This window comes from Streptomyces fodineus (assembly GCF_001735805.1).
Taxonomy (GTDB): Bacteria; Actinomycetota; Actinomycetes; order Streptomycetales; family Streptomycetaceae; genus Streptomyces; species Streptomyces fodineus.
On sequence record NZ_CP017248.1, the window covers coordinates 2,495,013 to 2,515,488 of the forward strand.

Here is a 20,476-nt window from a genome sequence, read left to right on the forward strand (position 1 = left end):
GCGCATGGAGTTCCGGCAGTCGAACAAGCTCAGCGAGGTCTGTTACGAGATCCGCGGCCCGGTGATCGAGCACGCCAACGCGCTGGAGGAGGCGGGGCACAGCGTGCTGCGCCTGAACACCGGCAACCCCGCGGCCTTCGGTTTCGAGGCGCCGGAGGAGATCCTCCAGGACATGATCCGGATGCTGCCGCGGGCGCACGGCTACACCGACTCCCGCGGCATCCTCTCCGCCCGCCGGGCGGTCGCCCAGCGCTACCAGAACCTGGGCGTCGACGTCGGGGTCGACGACGTCTTCCTCGGCAACGGCGTCTCCGAGCTGGTCTCCATGGCCGTGACGGCCCTGGTCGAGGACGGCGACGAAATCCTGATCCCCGCACCGGACTTCCCCCTCTGGACCGCCGCGACGACCCTCGCGGGCGGCAAGGCGGTCCACTACCTGTGCGACGAACAGGCCGACTGGAACCCGGACCTGGCCGACATGGCGTCGAAGATCACGGACCGCACGAAGGCCGTGGTCATCATCAACCCCAACAACCCGACGGGCGCGGTGTATCCGAAGGAGGTCGTCGAGGGCATCCTGGACCTCGCCCGCCGGCACGGCCTGATGGTGTTCGCCGACGAGATCTACGACCAGATCCTCTACGACGACGCCGTCCACCACTCGGCCGCCGCCCTCGCCCCCGACCTGGTCGTCCTCACCTTCTGCGGCCTGTCGAAGACCTACCGGGTGGCGGGCTTCCGCTCCGGCTGGCTGGTGGTGACCGGCCCCAGGCAGCACGCGAAGGACTACCTGGAGGGCCTGACCATGCTGGCCTCCATGCGCCTGTGCGCCAACGCCCCCGCCCAGTACGCCATCCAGGCCGCGCTCGGCGGGCGCCAGTCCATCCGTGAACTCACCGTGCCCGGCGGCCGGTTGTACGAGCAGCGGAACGTGGCCTGGGAGAAGCTCAACGAGATCCCCGGGGTGTCCTGCGTCAAGCCCAAGGGTGCGCTGTACGCGTTCCCGCGCATCGACCCGAAGGTGCACCGCATCCACGACGACGAGAAGTTCGTCCTCGACCTGCTGCTGCGCGAGAAGATCCAGGTCGTCCAGGGCACCGGCTTCAACTGGCCCTCCCCCGACCACTTCCGCATCCTCACCCTGCCGCACGCGGAGGACCTGGAGGCGGCGATCGGCCGGATCGGGCGGTTCCTCGGCGGCTACCGGCAGTGACACTCAGCCGAGGACGACCTCGCACCACACCGTCTTGGTGTAGGGGTCCCCGCACGTCGTCCCCCAGTGTCTCGCCAGGGCCTCGACGAGGAGGAGACCCCGCCCGGACTCAGCCGTGGAACAGACCGACGGCACGGCGCCAACGGTTCCCCGCTGGAGTGGTTACGCGACTCGAAGCACCTGCAAGGCCCCCAGCTCGCCTTCGCGCCCCAGCAGTGGGCCGCCTTCGTCTCGTACGCCGTCGCTCACTGACGTTCGCCCGTCCGCCGGCCTCTGTGCGAAGATCGCCCCGCATGATCAGGGGAAGCAGGGGAGCAGCAGTGCTGTCGGACCGAATACGCTGGGCGGCCGTGTCCGTGGCCATGATGTGCGGGGCAGCCGTCGGACTGGCGACGCCGGCCGCGCAGGCGGCGTCGCCGGACCCGTCCGCCGGGCAGGAGGCCCGGCAGGCCGCGCGGTTCTGGACCGCGCAGCGCATGGCGGACGCCAAGCCGCTGGACGGGGGCCGGACGGCACCGGCCGGGCCCGGGCAGTCGGCCGCGGCGACGGGCCGCCCGCAAGGCACCCTGTTCAAGGGGACCCGGCTCGTGGGGACGTTCTTCGGGTCCGACGGGCCGAGCGGCACCACCTGGCACTGCACCGGCAGCGTCATCGACACCTCCGTACGGAACGTCGTCCTCACCGCGGCCCACTGCGCGCTGAACATGAACGGTGACTACGTCTTCGTCCCGCAGTTCGTGCAGGGCGCCGGCCCCGACCAGCAGCCGTACGGCATCTTCCACATCCAGCACGTCTACATCGACCCCCGGTACACGCCCGACAAGGGCTCGTCGACCACCAAGGGCCCCTCGTCCGACCTGGACACGGCGTTCGCGCGGGTCTCGCCCAACCAGAACGGCCAGAGCCTTCAGGACGCGGTGGGCGGTGGACTGACCTTCACCCGGCCCACCAGCTACACGCAGAAGAACGTCACCGTCGTCGGTTACCCCGCCTACCAGCACAACAGCACGGGGCAGGCCGTCAAGTGCACCGTGCCGACGACACAACTCCCCGCCTACCGGCAACTGGCCATGACCTGCGGCGGCTTCTACGGCGGCACGTCCGGCAGCCCCTGGATCACCGACTACCAGGACGACGCCCACACCGGGCACGTCATCGGCAACCTCGGCGGCTACAACGGCGGCGGCAACGACGCGAACGTCGACTACATCAGCTACGCCCCGGCTTTCGGCGCCGACGCCGCGAACCTCCTTGCGAACGCGGTGGCCGGACAGGACCCGCCCGCCAATCAGCCGCCCTACCTGGGCCTGCAGTTGCCCGGTGGCGCGGCCCGCTGGCAGAAGGCCACGCTGATGGCCTCCGCCGACTACACCGGCGACCTCATCGGCGATCTGCTCGTCGTCTGGTCCGACGGCGGAGTCACCCTGTATCCCGGGGACGGCCAGGGTGCGTTCGGGGCCGAGAAGTGGCTGCTGAAGGCCAACTCCACCTGGACGCACGCCCGGAGCATCACCGGCGGGACCTTCGGCGGCACCCGGCCCGGCCTGCTGGTGCGCTGGTCCGACGGCGAGGTCACCCTGTACCCGGCCCTCAGCGCGTCCGGGGTGGGCCGTGAGGTGCAGATGGCGAAGCCCAACTCCGACTGGAAGAACGTCGTACAGCTCACCTCCGGGCAGTTCCACGGGGCCAAGGGCGCGACCGATGTGCTGGCCCGCCGGACCGACGGCAGCCTGATGCTGTACACGGCGATCCGCTCCGGCTCCTTCGGCACCGGCAAGCGGCTCGTCGGGGCGAACGGCACCTGGACCAAGGCCGCGCTGCTGGCCGGCGGCGCCCTCAAGGGCACGGCCGGCGCGGACCTGCTCGTGCGCTGGTCCGACGGCTCGCTCGACAGCTACACCGGTGTCTCGGCCGCCGGGCTCGGCACCCGGTCCCGGCTGGTCGGCCCCAACACCACCTGGCAGCACGCCCAGGTCATGACCACTGGGAATCTCACCTCCGACCACACCGGCGACGACCTGGTCGTGCGCTGGTCCGACGGCGAGACCTCGCTGTACGCCGACACCGGCGCCAAGGCCCTCGGCACGGAGAACACACTGGTCCGGCCGGGCACCTGACCGGCGCGACGACATCACGGGGGAACCATGCGAGCGACCAGGCGCCTCACCGGCGTACTCGCCATGGTCACCGCAGGCATGGTCACCGCAGGCCTGGCCCTGACGGCCTGCGGCACGACCACGACCACAACCAGGGCCAGGGCCACTCCCGACGCGTCCGCGCCGCCCTGCCGTACGGCTGCGCTGACGTGGTCACTGGTCCTGCTCGGCGGGAGCGAGAACGGCGGTCTACGGCCCAACGCGCGCATGACCGCCATCAACAAGGGCTCGAAGACGTGTGTGTTCGACGGCTATCCGGGCGTTGAGATCCACAACGGCAAGGCGGAGAGCATCGACGGCTCCGGACTCGGTCACCCGGCGCCCCTCCCCCTGCCCGGGAAAGCGGCCGTGACCGTGGACCTCCGCTACGTGCCCCGCGACCCGAAAGGCACCAACACCTGGTGCGTGCGGCAGAGCGAGGCGGTGGTGTGGGCACCACACGACTCCGACCGTGTCGTCGTGCCCGTGACGGACGCGCACCGGAAGTCCGTCACGCTGGACGCCTGCGGGCAGATCATCGCCATGGAGCCACCGCGGCGCGCGTCGACCGGATCCTGACGGCACATCCGGCGGCCCGGTCCGGGAATGCCAGCACAGTGGACGGCAGGCCACCGCTACTCACGCCCGAGACCGCGGCGCTGTTCGGCGAGCTCCGCACCCCGGGGGCCCGGACCTGGTCACCGGCGCCGACGACCACTTCGCGCGCGGCTTCGAGCACACCCCCGGGCTCTACGCGTTCCTGGCCGCCGGCGCCTTCGGGCACAGCGGTGCGACCGGCTCGCCGGGCTTCGCCGACCCGGCGAACGGCATCGCGTACGGCTACACCCGGCGCCGGTTCGCCTTCCCCTCCGGAGTCGGCGCCGCCCTGGAGAACGGCCGTCTGGCCGAGTCCGTCCTGCGCGCCCCCGGTGCCCTGTGACACCGTGCTGACAGGCGAGCGGGAAGGGCGCGGACGTGGGTGACCTCTTTCTCGTCCGGCACGGTGAGACCGAGTGGTCACGGTCCGGACGGCACACCGGCTGGACCGACATGCCCCTCACCGAGCACGGCCGGGAGGAGGCACGCCGGCTGGTGCCGCTGGTCCGCTCGCACCGGATCGGGGCCGCGTTCGTCAGCCCCCTGCGGCGGGCCCGGGAGACCGCCGAGCTCATCGGGATCCCGGACGCGCGGGTCGACGCCGACCTGCGCGAGTGGGACTACGGCGGCTACGAGGGCGTGACCACCGCCGAGATCCAGCGGAGCCGGCCAGGCTGGTTCCTGTTCACGGACGGGGTCGCGCCGGGGCCGCCGGAGCATCCGGGCGAGACCCCGGAGCAGGTCGGCGAGCGCGCCGACCGGATGCTGGCCAAGGCCGACGCCGCCCTCGCCGCCACCGACGGCGCGGTCGTGCTGATCGCCCACGGCCACTTCCTCCGCGTCCTCACCGCCCGCCGTCTCGGCCTCCCGCCCCGGCACGGCGCCCTGTTCCAGCTGGCGACGGGGACCCTGTGCAACCTGGGCACGGAGCACGGACGGCCGGTGGTGGCGGGGTGGAACATCCGGCCGCAGGAATAGGCCCCCCGGTGCAGGGCCCGGATACGAACGACGGCCGCGTTGTCAGACCCGGGCCGTACTCTGCGAATGGGCCGTCCGACGGGCGGCCCCGGACAGGGGACGGGACCGGAGGGAGCGCGCCGTGAGCCGACCGCCGACCGCCGCGCAGCGGCGGGTGATCGAGGCCGCCGATCCGTTGACCGGGCGGCTGCGCGGTACGGAGGCACAGCTGGCGGCGCTGGTGAAGCGGGGGCTGGCCTTCCGGCATCCGCGTGCGCCGCACGAGCACTTCCTGACCCCGGCGGGCCATCGGGTACGGGAGGCGGTGCCCGAGCCGGCGAGGGAGGAGCCGGTGCCGGACACGGGGGTGTTCGCGGCGCGGGTCGGCGGCGAGGAGGCGGCGCCGGCGGACGCCGCGGCGCGGCTGCGTGAGGTGCACGGCGCCTGGCAGGGGCTGCTGGAGCTGCGGCGGATGACGAACTCCGACGGCGCCGTGGACCGGCCGTGCGGCTGGGAGCGTACGCATCTGGTGCGGGCGGCGGCGCTGGCCCTGGAGGCGGCCGGGCACCGTCCGGCGGGCGTGGACGCGGACGGTTACCGGGTGCGTGCGACCCCGCAGCCGGAGGCGGTCGCCGTGTACGCGCCGGACGCACGGAGCCTGGCGGCCTGCGCGGCCACGCTGGAGCGCGCGGGCTGGCAGGCCGGCGAGTACACGGATCCGCGGACCAGAGCGCGCTATCTGCTGGCTTCACCGCGCCGGGTGTGAGCGGCGTGCCAAGATCGGTGGATCGGCGATTCGAACATGAGAAGGGCGAACCGTGACCGAACCGTTTTCCGTCCGTGTGACCGTGCGCGGCTACGAGACCGACGTACAGGGCCACCTCAACCAGGCGGTGTACCTCAACTACGCGGAGCACGCCCGCTGGTCGCTGCTCCAGGCGGCGGGGATCAGTCAGGCGCGGCTCGCTGCCCAGGGCGTGGGGCCGGTGGCGCTGGAGACGACCATCCGCTACCGGCACGAACTGCTCGCGGGCGACGAGGTCGACGTGACAGTCGAGTTCGAGTGGGGCGGCGGCAAGACGTTCCGGATCCTGCAGGAGATACGCAGGACCGATGGCACGGTGGCGGCCGAACTCAGCGCGGTCGGGGGCCTGCTGGACCTCAAGGAGCGCAAGCTGCTCGGCGACCCGCGCGAGGTGTTCAAGGAACTCACGACGGACCTCGCCCTGTTCGGCCTGTAGCACCCGCGCCTCGCCTCGCAACGCGCCTCGAAGGACGGCCGGGCACCGGCTCGCCCGCCCGGAGCGGGGGCACGGCAGCTGCCGTGCCCCGGGCGGGTGTTCAGTGGGCGGTCGTGAGTTCCTGGCCCGCCTCCATCGGGTGTGTGACGTCCTCGGCGTCCTCGCCCCTGCCGAGGTGGTTGAAGACCAGGTTGAGCAGGACGGCGCAGACGCAACCGGTGGAGATGCCGGAGTCCAGGACGATCTTCGCGGTCTCGGGGAACGCGTGGTAGAAGCCCGGCGCGGTGATCGGGATGAGGCCGACCGCGAGGGAGACGGCGACGATCAGGACGTTGTTGTCCTTCTCCAGTCCGGCCCGGACCAGGGTCTGGATGCCGCTCGCGGCGACCGAGCCGAACAGGACGACGCCGGCGCCGCCGAGGACCGGGCGCGGGACGACCGCGATGAGCGAGGCGGCCATCGGGCACAGGCCCATCAGGACCAGGAAGCCGCCGCCCGCGGCGACGACGAAGCGGCTGCGGATCCTCGTCATGGCGACGAGTCCGATGTTCTGCGCGAAGGCACTGCACATGAAGCCGTTGAACAGCGGGCTGAGCGCGGAGCCGAGGGTGTCGGCGCGCAGGCCGGCCGCGATGGTCTTCTCGTCGGCGGGGCGTTCGACGATCTCGCCGAGGGCCAGCATGTCGGCCGTGGACTCCGTCATGGAGACGGCCATCACCACGCACATCGACAGGATCGCCGCGATGTGGAACGTCGGGGTGCCGAAGTGGAACGGGGCCGGGAAGCCGACGACGGCGGAGTGCGCGACGGGGCTGAAGTCCGTGACGCCGAAGGGTATCGCGATGAGCGTGCCGAGGATCAGACCGAGCAGCACCGCGATCTGCTTGACGAAGCCGCGGGTGAAGCGGCGCAGCAGCAGGACGACGAGGAGGGTGACGCCGGCCAGGGCGAGGTTGGTCGTCGAGCCGTAGTCGTGCGCGGCGGGGTTCGGGCCCTGGGCCCAGCCGAACGCGACGGGGAGCAGGGAGACACCGATCAGGGTGATGACCGAACCGGTGACGACGGGCGGGAAGAAACGGACGGCCTTGCTGAAGAAGGGCGCGGCGATGAAGCCGAGCAGACCGGCGACGATGACCGCACCGAAGATCATCGGCAGGGCGTCGGACTTGTCCTTGGCGGACGCCACGATCGCCGTCATGGGGGCGACACCGGCGAAGGTGACGCCGTTGACGAAGGGCAGCCGGGCGCCGATCTTCCAGAAGCCGAGCGTCTGCAGGAAGGTGGCGAGCCCGGCGGTGAACAGACAGGCTCCGGTGAGGAAGGTGAGGTCTTTGCCGGACAGGCCTACGGCCGCGCCGACGATCAGGGGTGGGGCGACGACTCCCGCGTACATGGCGGCCACATGCTGCAGGCCGCTGGTCGCCATTTTCAGGGCGGGGAGTTTCTCGTCAACAGGATGGGCGGCCACGGCGGCTCCTCCGAGCGGCTAACACGTCGTCGATGACGTGGGTTTCATGGAGGTGGTGCGTGTGGTCGTGCGGGACCGGGACGGGGGTGGAGCGAGCGGGTCGAGCGGTGACCGTTCCGGGGCACGTGCGTCTTACACGCGCCCCGGAACGGCTGCCGTGGACCCCGCTCGGGTCCACGGACCCCGGCCGGGAGCCGTCCCTCCCGACCGGAGCATTCCGGCAGACCGGCCACACAGACCGACCCACCGAGACCTCCAGCAGACCGGCCACACGGACCAACCTGCCGAGACCTCCAGCAGACCGGCCACACGGACCAACCCACCGAGACCTCCGGCAGACCGGCCACACGGACCAACCTGCCGAGACCTCCGGCAGACCGGCCGCATGATCCGGTCCGCCGAGCTCTACGGCGAACGCCCGCACGGAGCGTCCGCCAAGCCTTCCGGCGGGCCACCCGCGAGAGGTGGCCGCCGAGTTGTCCGGCAGACCGGCCACACGGACCAACCCGCCGAGACCTCCGGCAGACCGGCCGCACAGACCGACCCACCGGGACCTCCGGCAGACCGGCCACACGGACCAACCTGCCGAGACCTCCGGCAGACCGGCCGCATGATCCGGTCCGCCGAGTTCCGCGGCGGACCGCCTGTCGGGGCGACCGCCGTGTCTTGGGGCGAGCCGCCCGTACGGGGCGACCGCCAAGTTTGTCGGCGGGCCATCTGTGCCGGATGGCCGCCGGGTGTTCCGGCGTGGCCCGCAGCGGGCGGGTGGTGCCGAAGTCGTCCGGCGGGCCGGCCGTAGGGAGGAAACCGGCCGCCGGTGCGTGGGTGGGGATCAGGCCTGGGCCATGATCCGGGCGAGGCGCTGGGCCTCCTCACGGGTGGAGCGGGCGATGGCGTCCTCGTCGACGGCGACCAGCCGGCCGTTCTCCACGATCTGCCGCCCGTTGACGAAGGACGCGGTGACCGGGGCCGCCGCGCCGAAGACCAGCGCGGTCACCGGGTCGGCGATGGAGGCGTGGGCGAGGGTGTCCATCTTCCACAGCACGAGGTCGGCCAGCTTGCCGGCCTCCAGCGAGCCGATCTGCTCGGCGCGGCCGAGGACCTGGGCGCCGCCGTAGGTGCCGAGCCTGAGCGCCTGGCGGGCGTTCAGCGCGGCCTCGCGGTGAGCGCCGAGGCGGTTGATCAGCAGGGCGTTGCGCAGCTCGGTGTGGAGTTCACCGGACTCGTTGGACGCGGTGCCGTCGACGCCGAGGCCGACCGGGACGCCCGACTTCAGCATGTCGGGGACGCGGGCGATACCGGCGGCGAGGCGGGCGTTGGAGGACGGGCAGTGGGCGACACCGGTCTTCGTACGGGCGAAGGCGGCGATGTCGGAGTCGTTCATGTGGACGCAGTGCGCCATCCACACGTCCTCACCGAGCCAGCCCGTGGACTCGAAGTAGTCGGTCGGGCCCATGCCGAACAACTCGTGGCAGAACTTCTCCTCCTCCACCGTCTCCGAGCCGTGGGTGTGCAGCCGTACGCCCAGTCGGCGCGCCAACTCCGCGCCCTGCCTGAGGAGTTCGCTCGACACCGAGAAGGGGGAGCAGGGCGCTACGGCGACCTGGGTCATGGCGTCGAAGGAGGCGTCGTGGTGCTTGCGCACCGTCTCCTCGGTCGCCGCGAGCGCGCCCTCCAGCGTCTCGACGGCGAAGTCCGGCGGCAGCCCGCCGTCCTTCTCGCTGCGGTCCATCGAGCCGCGGGCCAGGGTGAAGCGGACGCCCATCTCGGCGGCGGCCCGGATGATCGAGCCGGACAGGTCGCCGGAGCCCTGCGGGAAGACGTAGTGGTGGTCCATGGCGGTGGTGACACCGCCGCGGGCCATCATGGCGAGGGAGCCCTGCGCGGCCGCGTAGGTCATCTGCTCGTCGATGCGCGCCCAGGTGGGGTAGAGCGCGACGAGCCAGTTGAACAGGTTGTGGTCGGTGGCCAGGCCCCGGGTGATCCACTGGTAGAAGTGGTGGTGGGTGTTGACCAGGCCGGGTGTGGCCAGATGGCCGCTCGCGTCGATCCGGCGCACCACGTTCTGAAGGCCTTCGGGGGCCTGGCCCGCGCCGACGGACTCGATGCGGTTGCCGGCGAGGACGAGGTACCCGGAGGCATACTCGGTGTCGCCCGCGTCCACGGTCGCGATCGCGCAGTTCTCGATGACGATGCGCTGGTCTGCCGATGGTGCCATCGTGCTTCCTTGTCTTTCAGTGGCGGTCCGTGGGAGGGGAGTGGCCCACGGGGAGGGCACGGCAGGACCCTACGAGGATTTGAGTGCCGGAGCCGGTTGCCCGCTCCGGGTGCCGAGATGATGGAAGAACAGGTTGAGCAGGACGGCTGCGAGCACGCCCGCGCTGATGCCGGAGCCGGGCACGGTCTGGACCCAGGCCGGGAAGCCGTCGTAGAACGTCGGTGCGGCCGGCGGGATGATGCCGGCGCCGAGGGCCACGGCCACCAGGACGACGTCGGAGCTGTCGTCCAGGCCCGCCTCGGACGGCGTGATGGTCGCGACGCCCGCGATCAGCGGGCTCGCACCGATGAGCCGGGTGCGGGCGGGGAGGTCGAGTCCGCAGGTCTGGCCGATGATGAGCGCAGGGGTGACAACGCCCGCGTAGATGGCGGCGATGCGCTGGAGCGCGGCGGGGACGAGCCGCGTGACAGGGAGCTTGTCGTCCACCGGGTGCACGGACGTCACGGCGTCCTGGTCGTGCACCGGCGGGGTGGAACAAGGGGCTTCGGCGGGCCCTTGCGCAGGCTGTGCCATGGTCTTCCCTCCGGTGTGGCATGTCCCCGGCCAAGGCGGCGGGGCCGGGGACACGCGTCCCGCGTCAGAGGTTGGTCATGTCGACCGGGATCTTCGGCTCACAGCCGTCCCGGAGGATGGTCGCCTCGATCAGGCCGTAGGGCCGGTCGGCGGCGTAGTAGACCTCGTTGTCGTTCTTGAGCCCGAACGGCTCCAGGTCGACCAGGAAGTGGTGCTTGTTCGGCAGCGAGAAGCGGACCTCGTCGATCTCGCTGCGGTTGTTGATGATGCGCGCACCCATCTGGTACAGCGTCTGCTGCAGGGAGAGGGAGTACGTCTCGGCGAAGGCCTGGAGCATGTGCTTCTTGACCTGCTCGTAGGACTTCTCCCAGTTGGGCATCTTCTGCTCGTCGTCGGTCCAGTTGAACCGCCACTGGCCGGAGACCTGGGTGGCGAGGATGCGGTCGTACGCCTCCTGCAGGGTCGTGTACTTGTCCTTGACGTAACCCCAGAATTCAGAGTTCGTCGAGTTCATCACGACCAGGTCCTTCAGGCCGGAGACGACCTCCCACCGCTCACCGTCGTAGGTGACCTGGGTGAGCCGGACCTCCTGGCCCTTCTTCACGAACGAGTGCTTGACCTCGTCCGCGCCGATGAACTTGGAGTTGGCGTCGGAGGTCTCGATCCGCTCCCAGGCGTACTCCTCGATCCGGATCCGGGCGCGGTGAATCGCCGGCTGCGAGGTGACGAAGTGGCGGGCGAGGTGGATGCCGAACTGCTCGGCGGACTCGATGCCGTGTTCCTTGGCCTTCGCGAACACCGTGTTCTTGGTGGTGTCGGTCGGCAGGACGTTGGCGTTGGAGCCGGAGTAGTGGACCTCGTCCATGTCACCGCTCAGCGCGACGGAGACGTTGAGGTCCTTGATGTGGTGGGTGGCGCCGTCCCGCGTGATCTTTACGACTCGGTTCTCGGCCTTGCCGTACTGGTTCTGTCCCAGGATGGTCGGCATTAGCTAGCTCCCTCGGTAAACGGAGTAGCCGAACGGGTTGAGCAGCAGCGGTACGTGGTAGTGCTCGCCCGGTACGACGGCGAACGTGATCGCCACCTCCGGGAAGAACACGGCCGGTCCGCTGTCCCGATTCGCGGGGGCGTCCTGCTGCGCATCGGCTTGCTGTTTCGCAGTTTTTTCCTCGAAATACGGCTCCACCGCGAAGTCGAGCCGTACGTGTGTGGTCCCCTCCGGCAGGGCCGGCAGGTCCTTGCACCGGCCGTCGGCGTCGGTCGCGGAGCCGCCGAGCGCCTGCCAGTCCCCGTCACGCCCGGACCGGGCGGAGAGCTGGATGGCGACGCCCTCGGCGGGGCGGCCGATCGAGGTGTCCAGGATGTGGGTGGACACGGAGGCGGTGGTGCTGGTGCTCATGGTGTCAGGCGTCCTCTTCGACGAGTCGGGCCAGTCGGATGCGGTTGATCTTGCCCAGCTCGGTGCGGACGATCTCCCGCTCCTGCTCCGGCGCGTTGCCGATCCGCTCCTTCACCGCGTCGCGCATCTGCTCCCCGGTCCGGCCGGTGGCGCAGATCAGGAACACATGGCCGAACTTCTCCTGGTAGGCCAGGTTGAGTTCGAGCATCTCGGCCTTGAGTTCCTCGGCGGCGCCGGCCATGCCGGCCTGCTCCCGCGCGGAGGTCGGGTCGCCGGGCTTGGGGCGCCCGATCGGCGGGTGCCCGGCCATCGCCTCCTCGAGGTCCGCGGTGCTCAGCTCGGCCATGGCGGCGTCACTGGCGGCGTAGAGCGCGTCCGGGGTGGCGTAGGGGCGGGCGGCGAGCAGTCGCCGGGCCCACTCGGTGGAGGCACACGCCTCGTGGAGGGCGGCGCGGGCCGCGGGCTCCCCCAGGTCGTTGAACCGGGCCAGGCCCGGGGGCGTGGAAGTCGAAGTCACGGGAGCCTCCGTGGCCGGATTCGGCCTTCGTGCTGAACGGGCTGCGAACAGCTAACGCCCTCCGAAACACGGCGTCAACACTTTGTTGAAAATTCGGCGCGGTGCGACGGATCCCGTGCCGCCTGCTCAGGCCCCCTTCTCGCGGTTGAGGTAGTTGTAGACCGTGAAGCGGCTGACGCCGAGCGCGCTCGCCACGGTCTCCACGCCGTGCCGCACGGCGAAGGCACCGCGCGCCTCCAGTATCCGTACGGCCTCCTGCTTGGCCTTGCGGTCCAGGTCGGCCAGCGGCCGGCCCTCCCTGCGCTCCATGGCGGCGAGGATGTGGTCGAGGGAGTCGGCCAGCTGGGGCAGGCGTACGGCGACGACGTCGACGCCCTCCCAGGCGAGGACGACGTCCTCGGGGCCGGCCTCGTCGGGTGGGATCAGCTCCCCGCCCATGGCGTCGACCAGCGGCTTCACGGCCGCGATGAAGGGCTCGTCCCCGCTCACCTACCGCCCTCCCGGATCCCGTCGTCGACCACGTTGACCTGGAGCGAGATCCGGGTGGCACCGGCCTCCAGGCTCTTGCGCAGCAGCGCGTCCACGGCGGTGAGCACGCGGTCCGCGCCGCCCTCGGCCGTGTTGCCGAACGGTCCGACGTCGACGGCGTCCAGTTCGGCGGTCTCGATGACCTCCCGCGCCGCCAGGGCGTGCGCGGGCGCCTCGTCCAGGTCGAAGGGTTCGGTCGTGAACTCCACTCTCAATCGCACGCGCACAACCTAACGCGCGGCATTGCTCTTCGGGCAGCCCTCGATGCTCCCGCCGTCCTGCCGCGGTCCTGCCGCCGTCCTGCCGCTCCGTGCGACGGACCTGCCGTCCGTCCGCGTAGAGCACACGACGGATCCATCCAGGGAGGGGACTGCACAGTGACAGCGCACGCGCTCAAGGGGGCGCTCAGGGGTGCCCGGGGTACGGCGGTCGCGGCGGCGGCGATGGCCGCGCTGACCGCGTCGCAGGCGCCGGGGGCGGTCTCCGCGCAGGCTGCGGAGCCGGCCCGCAAGGCGGCACCCGCCGACCACGGCCCCAGCGTCTCCGGCGACACCCCGTACCGCACCGCCCTGCCCCCGCTGCGGACCCGCCAGGCGGGCCCGGCACAAGCAGTGACGGGCGGCGCACTGCCCGCGACCGTGTTCGCCGCGTACCGGCGCGCCGAGGCAGAGCTGGCGCGCACCGCGCCCGGCTGCGGGCTGCGCTGGGAGCTCCTGGCCGCGATCGGCCAGGTGGAGTCCGCTCAGGCGCGGGGCGGCCGGGTGACCCCGGACGGTACGACCGTGACGCCGATCCTCGGTCCCCGGCTGACCGGCGGCGCCTTCGCCGTCGTACGGGACACGGACGGCGGCGCCTATGACGGGGACGCGGTGTACGACCGCGCGGTGGGCCCGATGCAGTTCATCCCGTCGACCTGGGCCCGCTGGGGCGCGGACGGCAACGGCGACGGACGCGCCGACCCGGACAACGTCTACGACGCCGCGCTCGCCGCCGGCCGCTACCTGTGCGCCGGTGGCCGGGGCCTCGCCGATCCCGCCGGCCTGGACCGGGCGATCCTCGGCTACAACCACTCGGAGGCCTATCTGCGTACGGTGAAGGCCTGGTACGCGTACTACCTGACCGGCCACCGCCTGGTGCCGGACGCGTCCGACGAGCCGCAGGACCGGCCGAAACCGGCACGCCCCAAGGCGTCGAAGCCGTCGCCGGAACCCTCGCACCACCGGAAGCCGGGCCCGGGCCCCACGCGCACGCCGTCGGCACCGCCCGCCTCACCCTCCCCCGCCCCGTCCCGCGAGCCAGGCGCCCCACGGGAGTCGCAGCCGCCGCTGGTTCCCCTCCCCGCACCGACCCTCACGCTGCCCGGCGGCGGTGTGCTTCCCGGCGCGGGGGCACTGACCAGCGACGGCTAGCCCCGGCAACGGCTGGAACACGATGTGGGTCTCCCCCTCCACAACCGCGGATACTCGGCGGTAATGTCGCCACCCGCCGGGAGCACAGGACCGGCGGGTGAGTGCGAAGGGGCCCTCATGGCGACGGACATGCCTGCGGACACAGCGGCCGCCGACGAGCGCTGGCAGCGCATGTGGAGCCACCGCGAGCAGTTGCTCAAGGTGGCCCGGCGCCGCTCGATGAGCCCGGAGGACGCCGAGGACGCCGTGCACGAGGCGATGCTGCGGGCCGCGGAGCGCCCGGACCTCGACGACGAGCGGCTCGGCGCCTGGCTGACGCGGGTGACGATGCGGCTGTGCGTCGACCGGTACCGGCAGGTCAACCGCGAGGCCGAGGTGGGCCGCCGCCCCACGCTCGTCGCGCCCGGCCCGGTGCCCGTCGAGGAGGCGGTGTGCGACCGGGCCGAGGCGAAGTGGCTCGCCGTGCGCAGCGGGGAGCTTCCCGCCCGGCAGGCGGAGGCGCTGCGGCTGAAGTCCGAGGACCTGGACGTGAGCCAGGTCGCCGTGCGGATGGGCCTCAGTTACCGGACCGTCGAGTCGCTGCTCGCCCGGGCCCGGCGGACGCTGCGCGCCTCGCTCGCCGGGACCCTCGGGCTCGTGCTGTTCCTGCTCCGCGGCGGGCGGGCACGCGGGGCCGGGAAGGTGCAGGCCGTTGCGGTCACCTCGACGGCGGCGACCCTGGCGGTGGCGGGGTTCGTGGCGCCCCACGTCCTCGACGGGGGCGGTGCCGCGGCCGCTCCGTCTCCGCGGCCGACGGTGTCCAGCGGAGCACCGGAGCTCCGCAGCCCCGGCACCGGGCCCATGCGCGCCCCGGCGGCCCACCGGCCCTCGGTGCCGGCGGCGCCCCCGAGGCGGAGGGCGGCTCCCTCGCCCGCCGCCGAACCCGCCGTACCCGCGGCCGTCTCCGTGCCGCCCCTGCCCAAGGCGCCTCCGGTTCCCAAGGTTCCGGTCGCGCCGTCGGTGCCGTCGCTCCCCGCCACGCCGTCGCTCCCCGCCACGCCGTCGCTCCCCGCCACGCCGTCGCTCCCCGCCACGCCGTCGCTCGCCGCCGCTTCCCCGCCCGTATCCGTCCCGCGCGTGCCATCGAACCTGCCGTCCCCAAGGTGCCGTAGCCCGCCGTCACCGCGGTCCGGAAAAAAATCCGCGCTCGCCGCGACGGACGCCCCGCCCCTCCCCGTAGAGCAGATGTCGGAGCTGCTCCACGGGCGAAGGGTGGGACCGGATGGGTGTCGAGATCTGTGTGGAAGGGCTGACCAAGTCCTTCGGTCACCAGGTCATCTGGCAGGACGTCTCGCTGACGCTGCCCGCCGGAGAGGTCTCGGTCATGCTCGGCCCGTCCGGCACGGGCAAGTCGGTGTTCCTGAAGACGCTCGTCGGCCTGCTCAAGCCGGACCGGGGTTCGGTGAAGGTCGCCGGCCGGGACGTCACCCGCTTGCGCGAGCACGACCTGTACGAGGTGCGGAAGACCTTCGGCGTGCTGTTCCAGGACGGCGCGCTGTTCGGCTCGATGAACCTGTACGACAACATCGCGTTCCCGTTGCGCGAGCACACCCGCAGGTCGGAGAGCGAGATCAAGCGGATCGTCCTGGAGAAGATGGACATGGTCGGGCTGATCGGCGCCGAGGGGAAGCTGCCCGGCGAGATCTCCGGCGGTATGCGCAAGCGTGCCGGGCTCGCCCGCGCCCTGGTCCTCGACCCGGAGATCATCCTCTTCGACGAGCCGGACTCGGGCCTGGACCCGGTCCGCGTGGCCTACCTCAACCAGCTGATCGTCGACCTCAACGCACAGATCGACGCGACCTTCCTGATCGTCACCCACGACATCGCCTCGGCACGCCAGGTGCCCGACAACATCGGACTGCTGTTCCGGCGCGAGCTGGTGATGTTCGGGCCCCGCGAGCAGCTGCTGACCAGTGACGAGCCCGTCGTACGGCAGTTCCTGAACGGCCGGATGCAGGGGCCGATCGGCATGGCGGAGGAGAAGGACGCGGCCCAGGTCGAGCAGGAGCTGGCCCAGATCGACGAGGGCCGCAACGCCCGGGAGCTGACTCCGCGCCTGCTGCCGAGCCCCGGCATCGCCCGCCCGCCCCGCTGGGAGGCGATCGCGAGACGCGAGGCCGAGCTGCACGGCTGGGAGGTGAGGGGCACATGAGCCTCTCCCCGGCGGGTGCGCTCCGGCACTCGGGCAACCTGTTCGCGATGGCACTGGACGTCGTCCGGGCCCTGCCCCGACGGCCGTTCCAGGCAAGGGAGTTCATCCAGCAGGCGTGGTTCGTGGCGAGTGTCACGATCCTGCCGACCGCGCTGGTGTCGATCCCCTTCGGGGCGGTCATCGCGCTCCAGATCGGCAGCCTGACCCGGCAGTTGGGCGCGCAGTCGTTCTCCGGTGCCGCGTCCGTGCTCGCGGTACTGCGCGAGGCCTCGCCGATCGTCACCGCACTGCTGATCGCGGGCGCGGGCGGCACGGCGATCTGCGCGGACCTCGGAGCGCGCAGGATCCGGGACGAGATCGACGCGATGCAGGTGCTCGGCATCGACCCGATCCACCGGCTCGTCGTACCGCGCGTGCTGGCGTCGATGGTCGTGGCCGTCCTCCTCAACGGCCTGGTCTCGGTCGTCGGCGTCGCGGGCGGCTATTTCTTCAACGTCGTCCTCCAGCACGGCACGCCCGGCGCCTACCTGGCGTCCTTCACCACCCTCGCCCAGCTGTCCGACCTGTGGGCGGCCGAGATCAAGGCGCTGGTGTTCGGGGCCATCGCGGCGATCGTCGCCTCCTACAAGGGGCTGACGGCGAAGGGCGGCCCGAAGGGCGTGGGCGATGCCGTCAACCAGTCCGTGGTGATCACCTTCATGTTGCTGTTCGTGACCAACTTCGTGATGACCGCGGTGTACTTCCAGGTCGTCCCGCAGAGGGGGTAGCCGATGAGACTTCTCGACCGCCCCTTGCGCTCCCTGGAGGAGCTGGGCACCCAACTGTCCTTCTACGGCCGCTCGCTGGCGTGGACGGGCCGCACCCTGCGCCGCTACAAGAAGGAGATCCTGCGGCTGCTCGCCGAGGTGAGCTTCGGCCGGGGCGCGCTCGCCGTCGTCGGCGGGACGGTCGGCGTGATCGCCTTCCTCTCCTTCTTCACCGGCACCGAGGTCGGCCTCCAGGGCTACGCGGCCCTCAACCAGCTGGGCACCTCCAACTTCGTGGCGTTCCTGTCGGCGTACTTCAACACCCGGGAGATCGCGCCGCTGGTGGCCGGGCTCGCCCTGTCCGCGACGGTCGGCGCCGGGTTCACCGCGCAGCTCGGCGCGATGCGGATCAGCGAGGAGACGGACGCGCTCGAGGTGATGGGCGTGCCGTCGCTGCCGTTCCTGGTGACGACCCGGATGATCGCCGGCTTCGTCGCGGTGATCCCGCTGTACGTCATCGGGCTGCTGTCCTCGTACCTCGCCGCCCGCACCATCACCACCGGCTACTACGGGCAGTCGACGGGCACGTACGACCACTACTTCCACCAGTACCTGCCGCCGGTGGACGTCTTCTGGTCCTTCGGCAAGGTGATCGTCTTCGCCGTGCTGATCATCCTGGTGCACTGCTACTACGGCTACCACGCGAGCGGCGGCCCGGCGGGCGTCGGCGTGGCGGTGGGCCGGGCGGTGCGGACGTCGATCGTCGCCATCAACGTCCTGGACTTCTTCCTGAGCCTCGCGATCTGGGGCGCCAGCACGACCGTACGGATCGCGGGGTGAGCCGGTGAGAACGCTGAGACTCAGGCTGTACGGCATCGCGTTCATCGCCGTGCTCGGGCTGCTGCTGTCACTGGCGGTCGCCGTCTACCAGCAGGCTTTCACATCGGTCGTGCCGGTCACGCTGGAGGCCGGCACCCTCGGCAACCAGCTCGATCCGCGCGCCGACGTCAAGCTGCGCGGGGTGCTGGTCGGCGAGGTGCGCGAGGTGCACTCCGACGGCACGAAAGCGACCCTCGACATCGCGCTCGACCCGCGATACGTCCCGTACATCCCCGCCGACGTGCAGGCCCGCCTGCTGCCCAAGACGCTGTTCGGCGAGAAGTACGTCGACCTCGTCGCTCCCGCCCGCGCCGCGCACTCACCGGCCCGGCCCATCCGCGCGGGGGACGTCATCACCCAGGACCGCACCAAGGCCGGCATCGAGGTGCAGCAGCTGATGAACGACCTGCTGCCGCTGCTGCGGACGGTCCGGCCGGGGGAACTGAACGCCACGCTCTCGGCGTTCGCCACCGCGCTGGAGGGCCGCGGCGACCGGATCGGCGACAACCTCACCCGGGTCGAGGCCTATCTGCGCCGCCTCAACCCACACCTGCCGTCCATCAAGGAGGACATCTCGCGCTTCGCCGACGTCGCCGAGGTCTACGGCGACGCCGCGCCCGACCTGATGCGGATCCTGCGCAACACGGTCACCACCAGCCGGACGATCGTCGAGAAGCAGGACGAGCTGGCCGCCGGGCTCCGCTCGACCGCCGCCGTGGCGAGCACGGCGAACGACTTCCTGTCCGAGAACGGCGGCCGGCTGATCACCCTGGGCCGGGTCTCCCGCCCCACGCTGGAGCTGTTCGCCCGCTACTCCCCGAGTACCCGTGCCTGTTGCAGGGCCTGGTCCGGCAGGAGAAGGCGTCGGAGGACGCGTTCCGGGGCGGCGAGATGCGGATCACCCTCGAAGCCGTCCGGCCGCAGGGGGCGTACCGGCCCGGTGAGGAGCCGGTCTACGGCGATCGGTCGGGCCCCGACTGCCGTGGCCTGCCGCATCCGCAGGTGCCGGGTCCCAAACCCCATCTCGACGACGGTACGTCGGCCGGAAGTTCCGGCAGTGCGCTCCCTGGAGGTGTCAACGTGTCCGCCACCCGGGCCGAGCAGCGGGCCGTCGGCTCGCTCGTGGCCCCCGTCATGGGCGTCCCCGCGGACGAGGTGCCGCCCGTTGCGACCCTGCTGTTCGGGCCGCTCGCGCGCGGAACGGCGGTGAGTGTCGCATGAGCAGGTCAGGAGCCCGGCAGACCGCTGCCCCGCTGGTCAAGTTCAGCCTCTTCGCGCTCGTCACGATCGCGGCGACGGCCCTGCTCGCCGCGACCATCGTCAACATCTCCTTCACCCCGAAGCACACCTACCACGCGGTGTTCTCCGACGTGACCGGGCTGGAGACCGGCGACGACATCCGGGTGGCCGGGGTACGGGTGGGAGAGGTCGAGGGCATCGGGATCAAGGACCGGACCCTGGCCGAGGTCACGTTCTCGGTCACCGCGGACCGGCCGCTGCTGACGTCCACCCACGCGGTCGTCCGCTACCGCAACCTGGTCGGACAGCGGTACATCGCGCTGACCGAGGGCACCGGTGACGGCTCCGCCCGGCTGCGGCCCGGCGGCACCATCCCGCTGGCCCGGACCCAGCCGGCGCTGGACCTCAACGCCCTGCTGAACGGCTTCAAACCGCTGTTCGCCGCGCTCAGCCCGGGTGATGTCAACCAGCTCGCCACCGAGATCATCCAGACCCTCCAGGGTGAGGGCGGCACGGTGAACAGCCTGCTCGCGCACACGGCCTCGCTCACCACGACCCTCGCCGACCGCGACCGGCTGATCGGCTCGGTGATCGACAACCTCAACACCGTCCTGGAGACGCTCGACAAGCGCGGCTTGCGTTTCTCCGGGCTGCTCACACAGCTGCGCCGGGTGATCTCGGGGCTGTCCGCCGACCGCAAGCCCATCGGGGAGTCCCTGGTGAGCATCGGCGATCTCACGGACGTCACGTCGGGGCTGCTGAAGGACGCGCGTCCACCGCTGAAGGACGACATCGCCGGCCTCGGCGCGCTGACCGGAACGCTGAACAAGAACGACAACACCGTGGAGGGCGTCCTGCAACGGCTGCCGAACAAGCTCGACAAGCTGACGGGGACGGCCTCGTACGGCTCCTGGTTCAACTTCTACCTCTGCGACTTCGACGGCCGGATCGTGCTGCCGAAGACGAAGCAGGTGATCACCCCGGAGCTGCACGTGGCACGGGCGAGGTGTGGCGGATGAGACTGCGTGTCCCCAGGCGGCGGCGTCGCCCCGAGCCTCTGGTGCGGGTACGGGTCCTGCCGCCCAGGCTGCCGAAGCTCCCCCGACCGCCCCACCGCACGCCGCGCCCCGAACCCCTCGTGAAGGTGCGCGTCCTGCCGCCCAGGC

General features: G+C 71.5%; 20 protein-coding genes and 4 pseudogenes. 14 read left to right on the plus strand and 10 right to left on the minus strand.

Annotation, left to right across the window (positions count from 1 at the left end; translation table 11 throughout):
- Window positions 1–4 precede the first annotated feature (4 nt).
- The gene (locus BFF78_RS10065) at window positions 5–1,213 is read left to right on the plus strand and encodes a pyridoxal phosphate-dependent aminotransferase (RefSeq protein WP_069777979.1); all 1,209 of its coding nucleotides are present in this window, start codon (window positions 5–7) and stop codon (window positions 1,211–1,213) included.
- 3 nt (window positions 1,214–1,216) lie between these two features.
- Here the strand turns inward: BFF78_RS10065 and BFF78_RS48155 are convergent.
- Window positions 1,217–1,327, minus strand: a pseudogene (locus BFF78_RS48155) (ATP-binding protein); the annotation flags it as partial.
- Here BFF78_RS48155 and BFF78_RS43055 point away from each other — a divergent pair.
- From BFF78_RS43055 to BFF78_RS10090, 6 genes are all read left to right on the plus strand, one after another.
- Complete coding sequence (locus tag BFF78_RS43055) at window positions 1,280–1,465, plus strand: DUF397 domain-containing protein (protein WP_079161249.1); 186 nt, start codon at window positions 1,280–1,282, stop codon at window positions 1,463–1,465. The pseudogene BFF78_RS48155 and the gene BFF78_RS43055 overlap by 48 nt on opposite strands.
- A 98-nt stretch (window positions 1,466–1,563) precedes the next feature.
- Window positions 1,564–3,330 (plus strand): trypsin-like serine peptidase, encoded by a 1,767-nt coding sequence (locus BFF78_RS10070; RefSeq protein WP_227025801.1) that lies wholly within the window; start codon window positions 1,564–1,566, stop codon window positions 3,328–3,330.
- A 27-nt stretch (window positions 3,331–3,357) separates the two neighbouring features.
- Window positions 3,358–3,927, plus strand: coding sequence for a DUF4232 domain-containing protein (locus BFF78_RS10075; RefSeq protein ID WP_069777980.1), 570 nt, complete (start codon window positions 3,358–3,360; stop codon window positions 3,925–3,927).
- 396 nt (window positions 3,928–4,323) lie between these two features.
- Entirely contained in the window at window positions 4,324–4,923 is a 600-nt protein-coding gene (locus tag BFF78_RS10080; protein WP_069777981.1) for a histidine phosphatase family protein, read from the plus strand.
- A gap of 121 nt (window positions 4,924–5,044) precedes the next feature.
- The gene (locus tag BFF78_RS10085; protein WP_069777982.1) at window positions 5,045–5,668 is read left to right on the plus strand and encodes a hypothetical protein; all 624 of its coding nucleotides are present in this window, start codon (window positions 5,045–5,047) and stop codon (window positions 5,666–5,668) included.
- Between the two features lie 52 nt (window positions 5,669–5,720).
- Complete coding sequence (locus tag BFF78_RS10090) at window positions 5,721–6,143, plus strand: acyl-CoA thioesterase (RefSeq protein ID WP_069777983.1); 423 nt, start codon at window positions 5,721–5,723, stop codon at window positions 6,141–6,143.
- Between the two features lie 100 nt (window positions 6,144–6,243).
- Here the strand turns inward: BFF78_RS10090 and BFF78_RS10095 are convergent, their stop codons facing one another.
- The 8 genes and pseudogenes from BFF78_RS10095 to BFF78_RS10130 all read right to left on the minus strand — a co-directional run bounded on the left by BFF78_RS10095 (window position 6,244) and on the right by BFF78_RS10130 (window position 13,067).
- On the minus strand, window positions 6,244–7,611 hold the full coding sequence (locus tag BFF78_RS10095) for a nucleobase:cation symporter-2 family protein (RefSeq protein WP_069777984.1): 1,368 nt from the start codon (window positions 7,609–7,611) through the stop codon (window positions 6,244–6,246).
- Window positions 7,612–8,443: 832 nt separating this feature from the next.
- Complete coding sequence (locus tag BFF78_RS10100) at window positions 8,444–9,829, minus strand: 8-oxoguanine deaminase (RefSeq protein ID WP_069777985.1); 1,386 nt, start codon at window positions 9,827–9,829, stop codon at window positions 8,444–8,446.
- Window positions 9,830–9,898: 69 nt separating this feature from the next.
- Window positions 9,899–10,132: pseudogene (locus BFF78_RS49690) on the minus strand (purine permease); the annotation flags it as partial.
- A 334-nt stretch (window positions 10,133–10,466) separates the two neighbouring features.
- A complete protein-coding gene (gene pucL / locus BFF78_RS10110) occupies window positions 10,467–11,390 on the minus strand; it encodes a factor-independent urate hydroxylase (RefSeq protein ID WP_069777987.1) in 924 nt (307 codons plus the stop codon).
- A gap of 3 nt (window positions 11,391–11,393) precedes the next feature.
- Window positions 11,394–11,801 carry a hydroxyisourate hydrolase gene (gene uraH / locus BFF78_RS10115; RefSeq protein ID WP_069777988.1) on the minus strand — a complete coding sequence of 136 codons (408 nt, stop codon included), beginning with the start codon at window positions 11,799–11,801 and terminating at the stop codon, window positions 11,394–11,396.
- A 4-nt stretch (window positions 11,802–11,805) separates the two neighbouring features.
- A complete protein-coding gene (gene uraD, locus BFF78_RS10120; RefSeq protein ID WP_069777989.1) occupies window positions 11,806–12,318 on the minus strand; it encodes a 2-oxo-4-hydroxy-4-carboxy-5-ureidoimidazoline decarboxylase in 513 nt (170 codons plus the stop codon).
- 126 nt (window positions 12,319–12,444) lie between these two features.
- Complete coding sequence (locus BFF78_RS10125; RefSeq protein WP_079161791.1) at window positions 12,445–12,756, minus strand: helix-turn-helix domain-containing protein; 312 nt, start codon at window positions 12,754–12,756, stop codon at window positions 12,445–12,447.
- 47 nt (window positions 12,757–12,803) lie between these two features.
- A complete protein-coding gene (locus BFF78_RS10130) occupies window positions 12,804–13,067 on the minus strand; it encodes a hypothetical protein (protein WP_069783507.1) in 264 nt (87 codons plus the stop codon).
- Window positions 13,068–13,223: 156 nt separating this feature from the next.
- On the opposite strand from BFF78_RS10130, the gene BFF78_RS49525 reads away from it, so the two are divergent.
- Entirely contained in the window at window positions 13,224–14,255 is a 1,032-nt protein-coding gene (locus tag BFF78_RS49525; protein WP_261340737.1) for a lytic transglycosylase domain-containing protein, read from the plus strand.
- Window positions 14,256–14,474: 219 nt separating this feature from the next.
- Window positions 14,475–14,807 (plus strand): annotated as a pseudogene (locus BFF78_RS48170) (RNA polymerase sigma factor); the annotation flags it as partial.
- 8 nt (window positions 14,808–14,815) lie between these two features.
- On the opposite strand, the gene BFF78_RS48175 reads toward BFF78_RS48170, so the two are convergent.
- The gene (locus BFF78_RS48175) at window positions 14,816–15,310 is read right to left on the minus strand and encodes a hypothetical protein (protein WP_227025802.1); all 495 of its coding nucleotides are present in this window, start codon (window positions 15,308–15,310) and stop codon (window positions 14,816–14,818) included.
- 206 nt (window positions 15,311–15,516) lie between these two features.
- Here BFF78_RS48175 and BFF78_RS10145 point away from each other — a divergent pair, with 206 nt between their 5' ends.
- The 5 genes and pseudogenes from BFF78_RS10145 to BFF78_RS10165 all read left to right on the plus strand — a co-directional run bounded on the left by BFF78_RS10145 (window position 15,517) and on the right by BFF78_RS10165 (window position 20,329).
- Window positions 15,517–16,446: an ABC transporter ATP-binding protein gene (locus BFF78_RS10145; RefSeq protein ID WP_069777992.1), complete on the plus strand. Its 930-nt coding sequence runs from the start codon at window positions 15,517–15,519 to the stop codon at window positions 16,444–16,446.
- The gene (locus BFF78_RS10150; RefSeq protein ID WP_069777993.1) at window positions 16,443–17,213 is read left to right on the plus strand and encodes an MlaE family ABC transporter permease; all 771 of its coding nucleotides are present in this window, start codon (window positions 16,443–16,445) and stop codon (window positions 17,211–17,213) included. The genes BFF78_RS10145 and BFF78_RS10150 overlap by 4 nt, the downstream gene beginning before the upstream one ends.
- 3 nt (window positions 17,214–17,216) lie before the next feature.
- Window positions 17,217–18,032, plus strand: a complete 816-nt coding sequence (locus BFF78_RS10155) for an MlaE family ABC transporter permease (protein WP_069777994.1) — start codon at window positions 17,217–17,219, stop codon at window positions 18,030–18,032.
- A 4-nt stretch (window positions 18,033–18,036) separates the two neighbouring features.
- Window positions 18,037–19,292: pseudogene (locus BFF78_RS10160) on the plus strand (MCE family protein).
- Window positions 19,289–20,329 carry an MCE family protein gene (locus BFF78_RS10165; RefSeq protein WP_069777995.1) on the plus strand — a complete coding sequence of 347 codons (1,041 nt, stop codon included), beginning with the start codon at window positions 19,289–19,291 and terminating at the stop codon, window positions 20,327–20,329. The pseudogene BFF78_RS10160 and the gene BFF78_RS10165 overlap by 4 nt, the downstream one beginning before the upstream one ends.
- The last annotated feature ends 147 nt before the right edge of the window (window positions 20,330–20,476 follow it).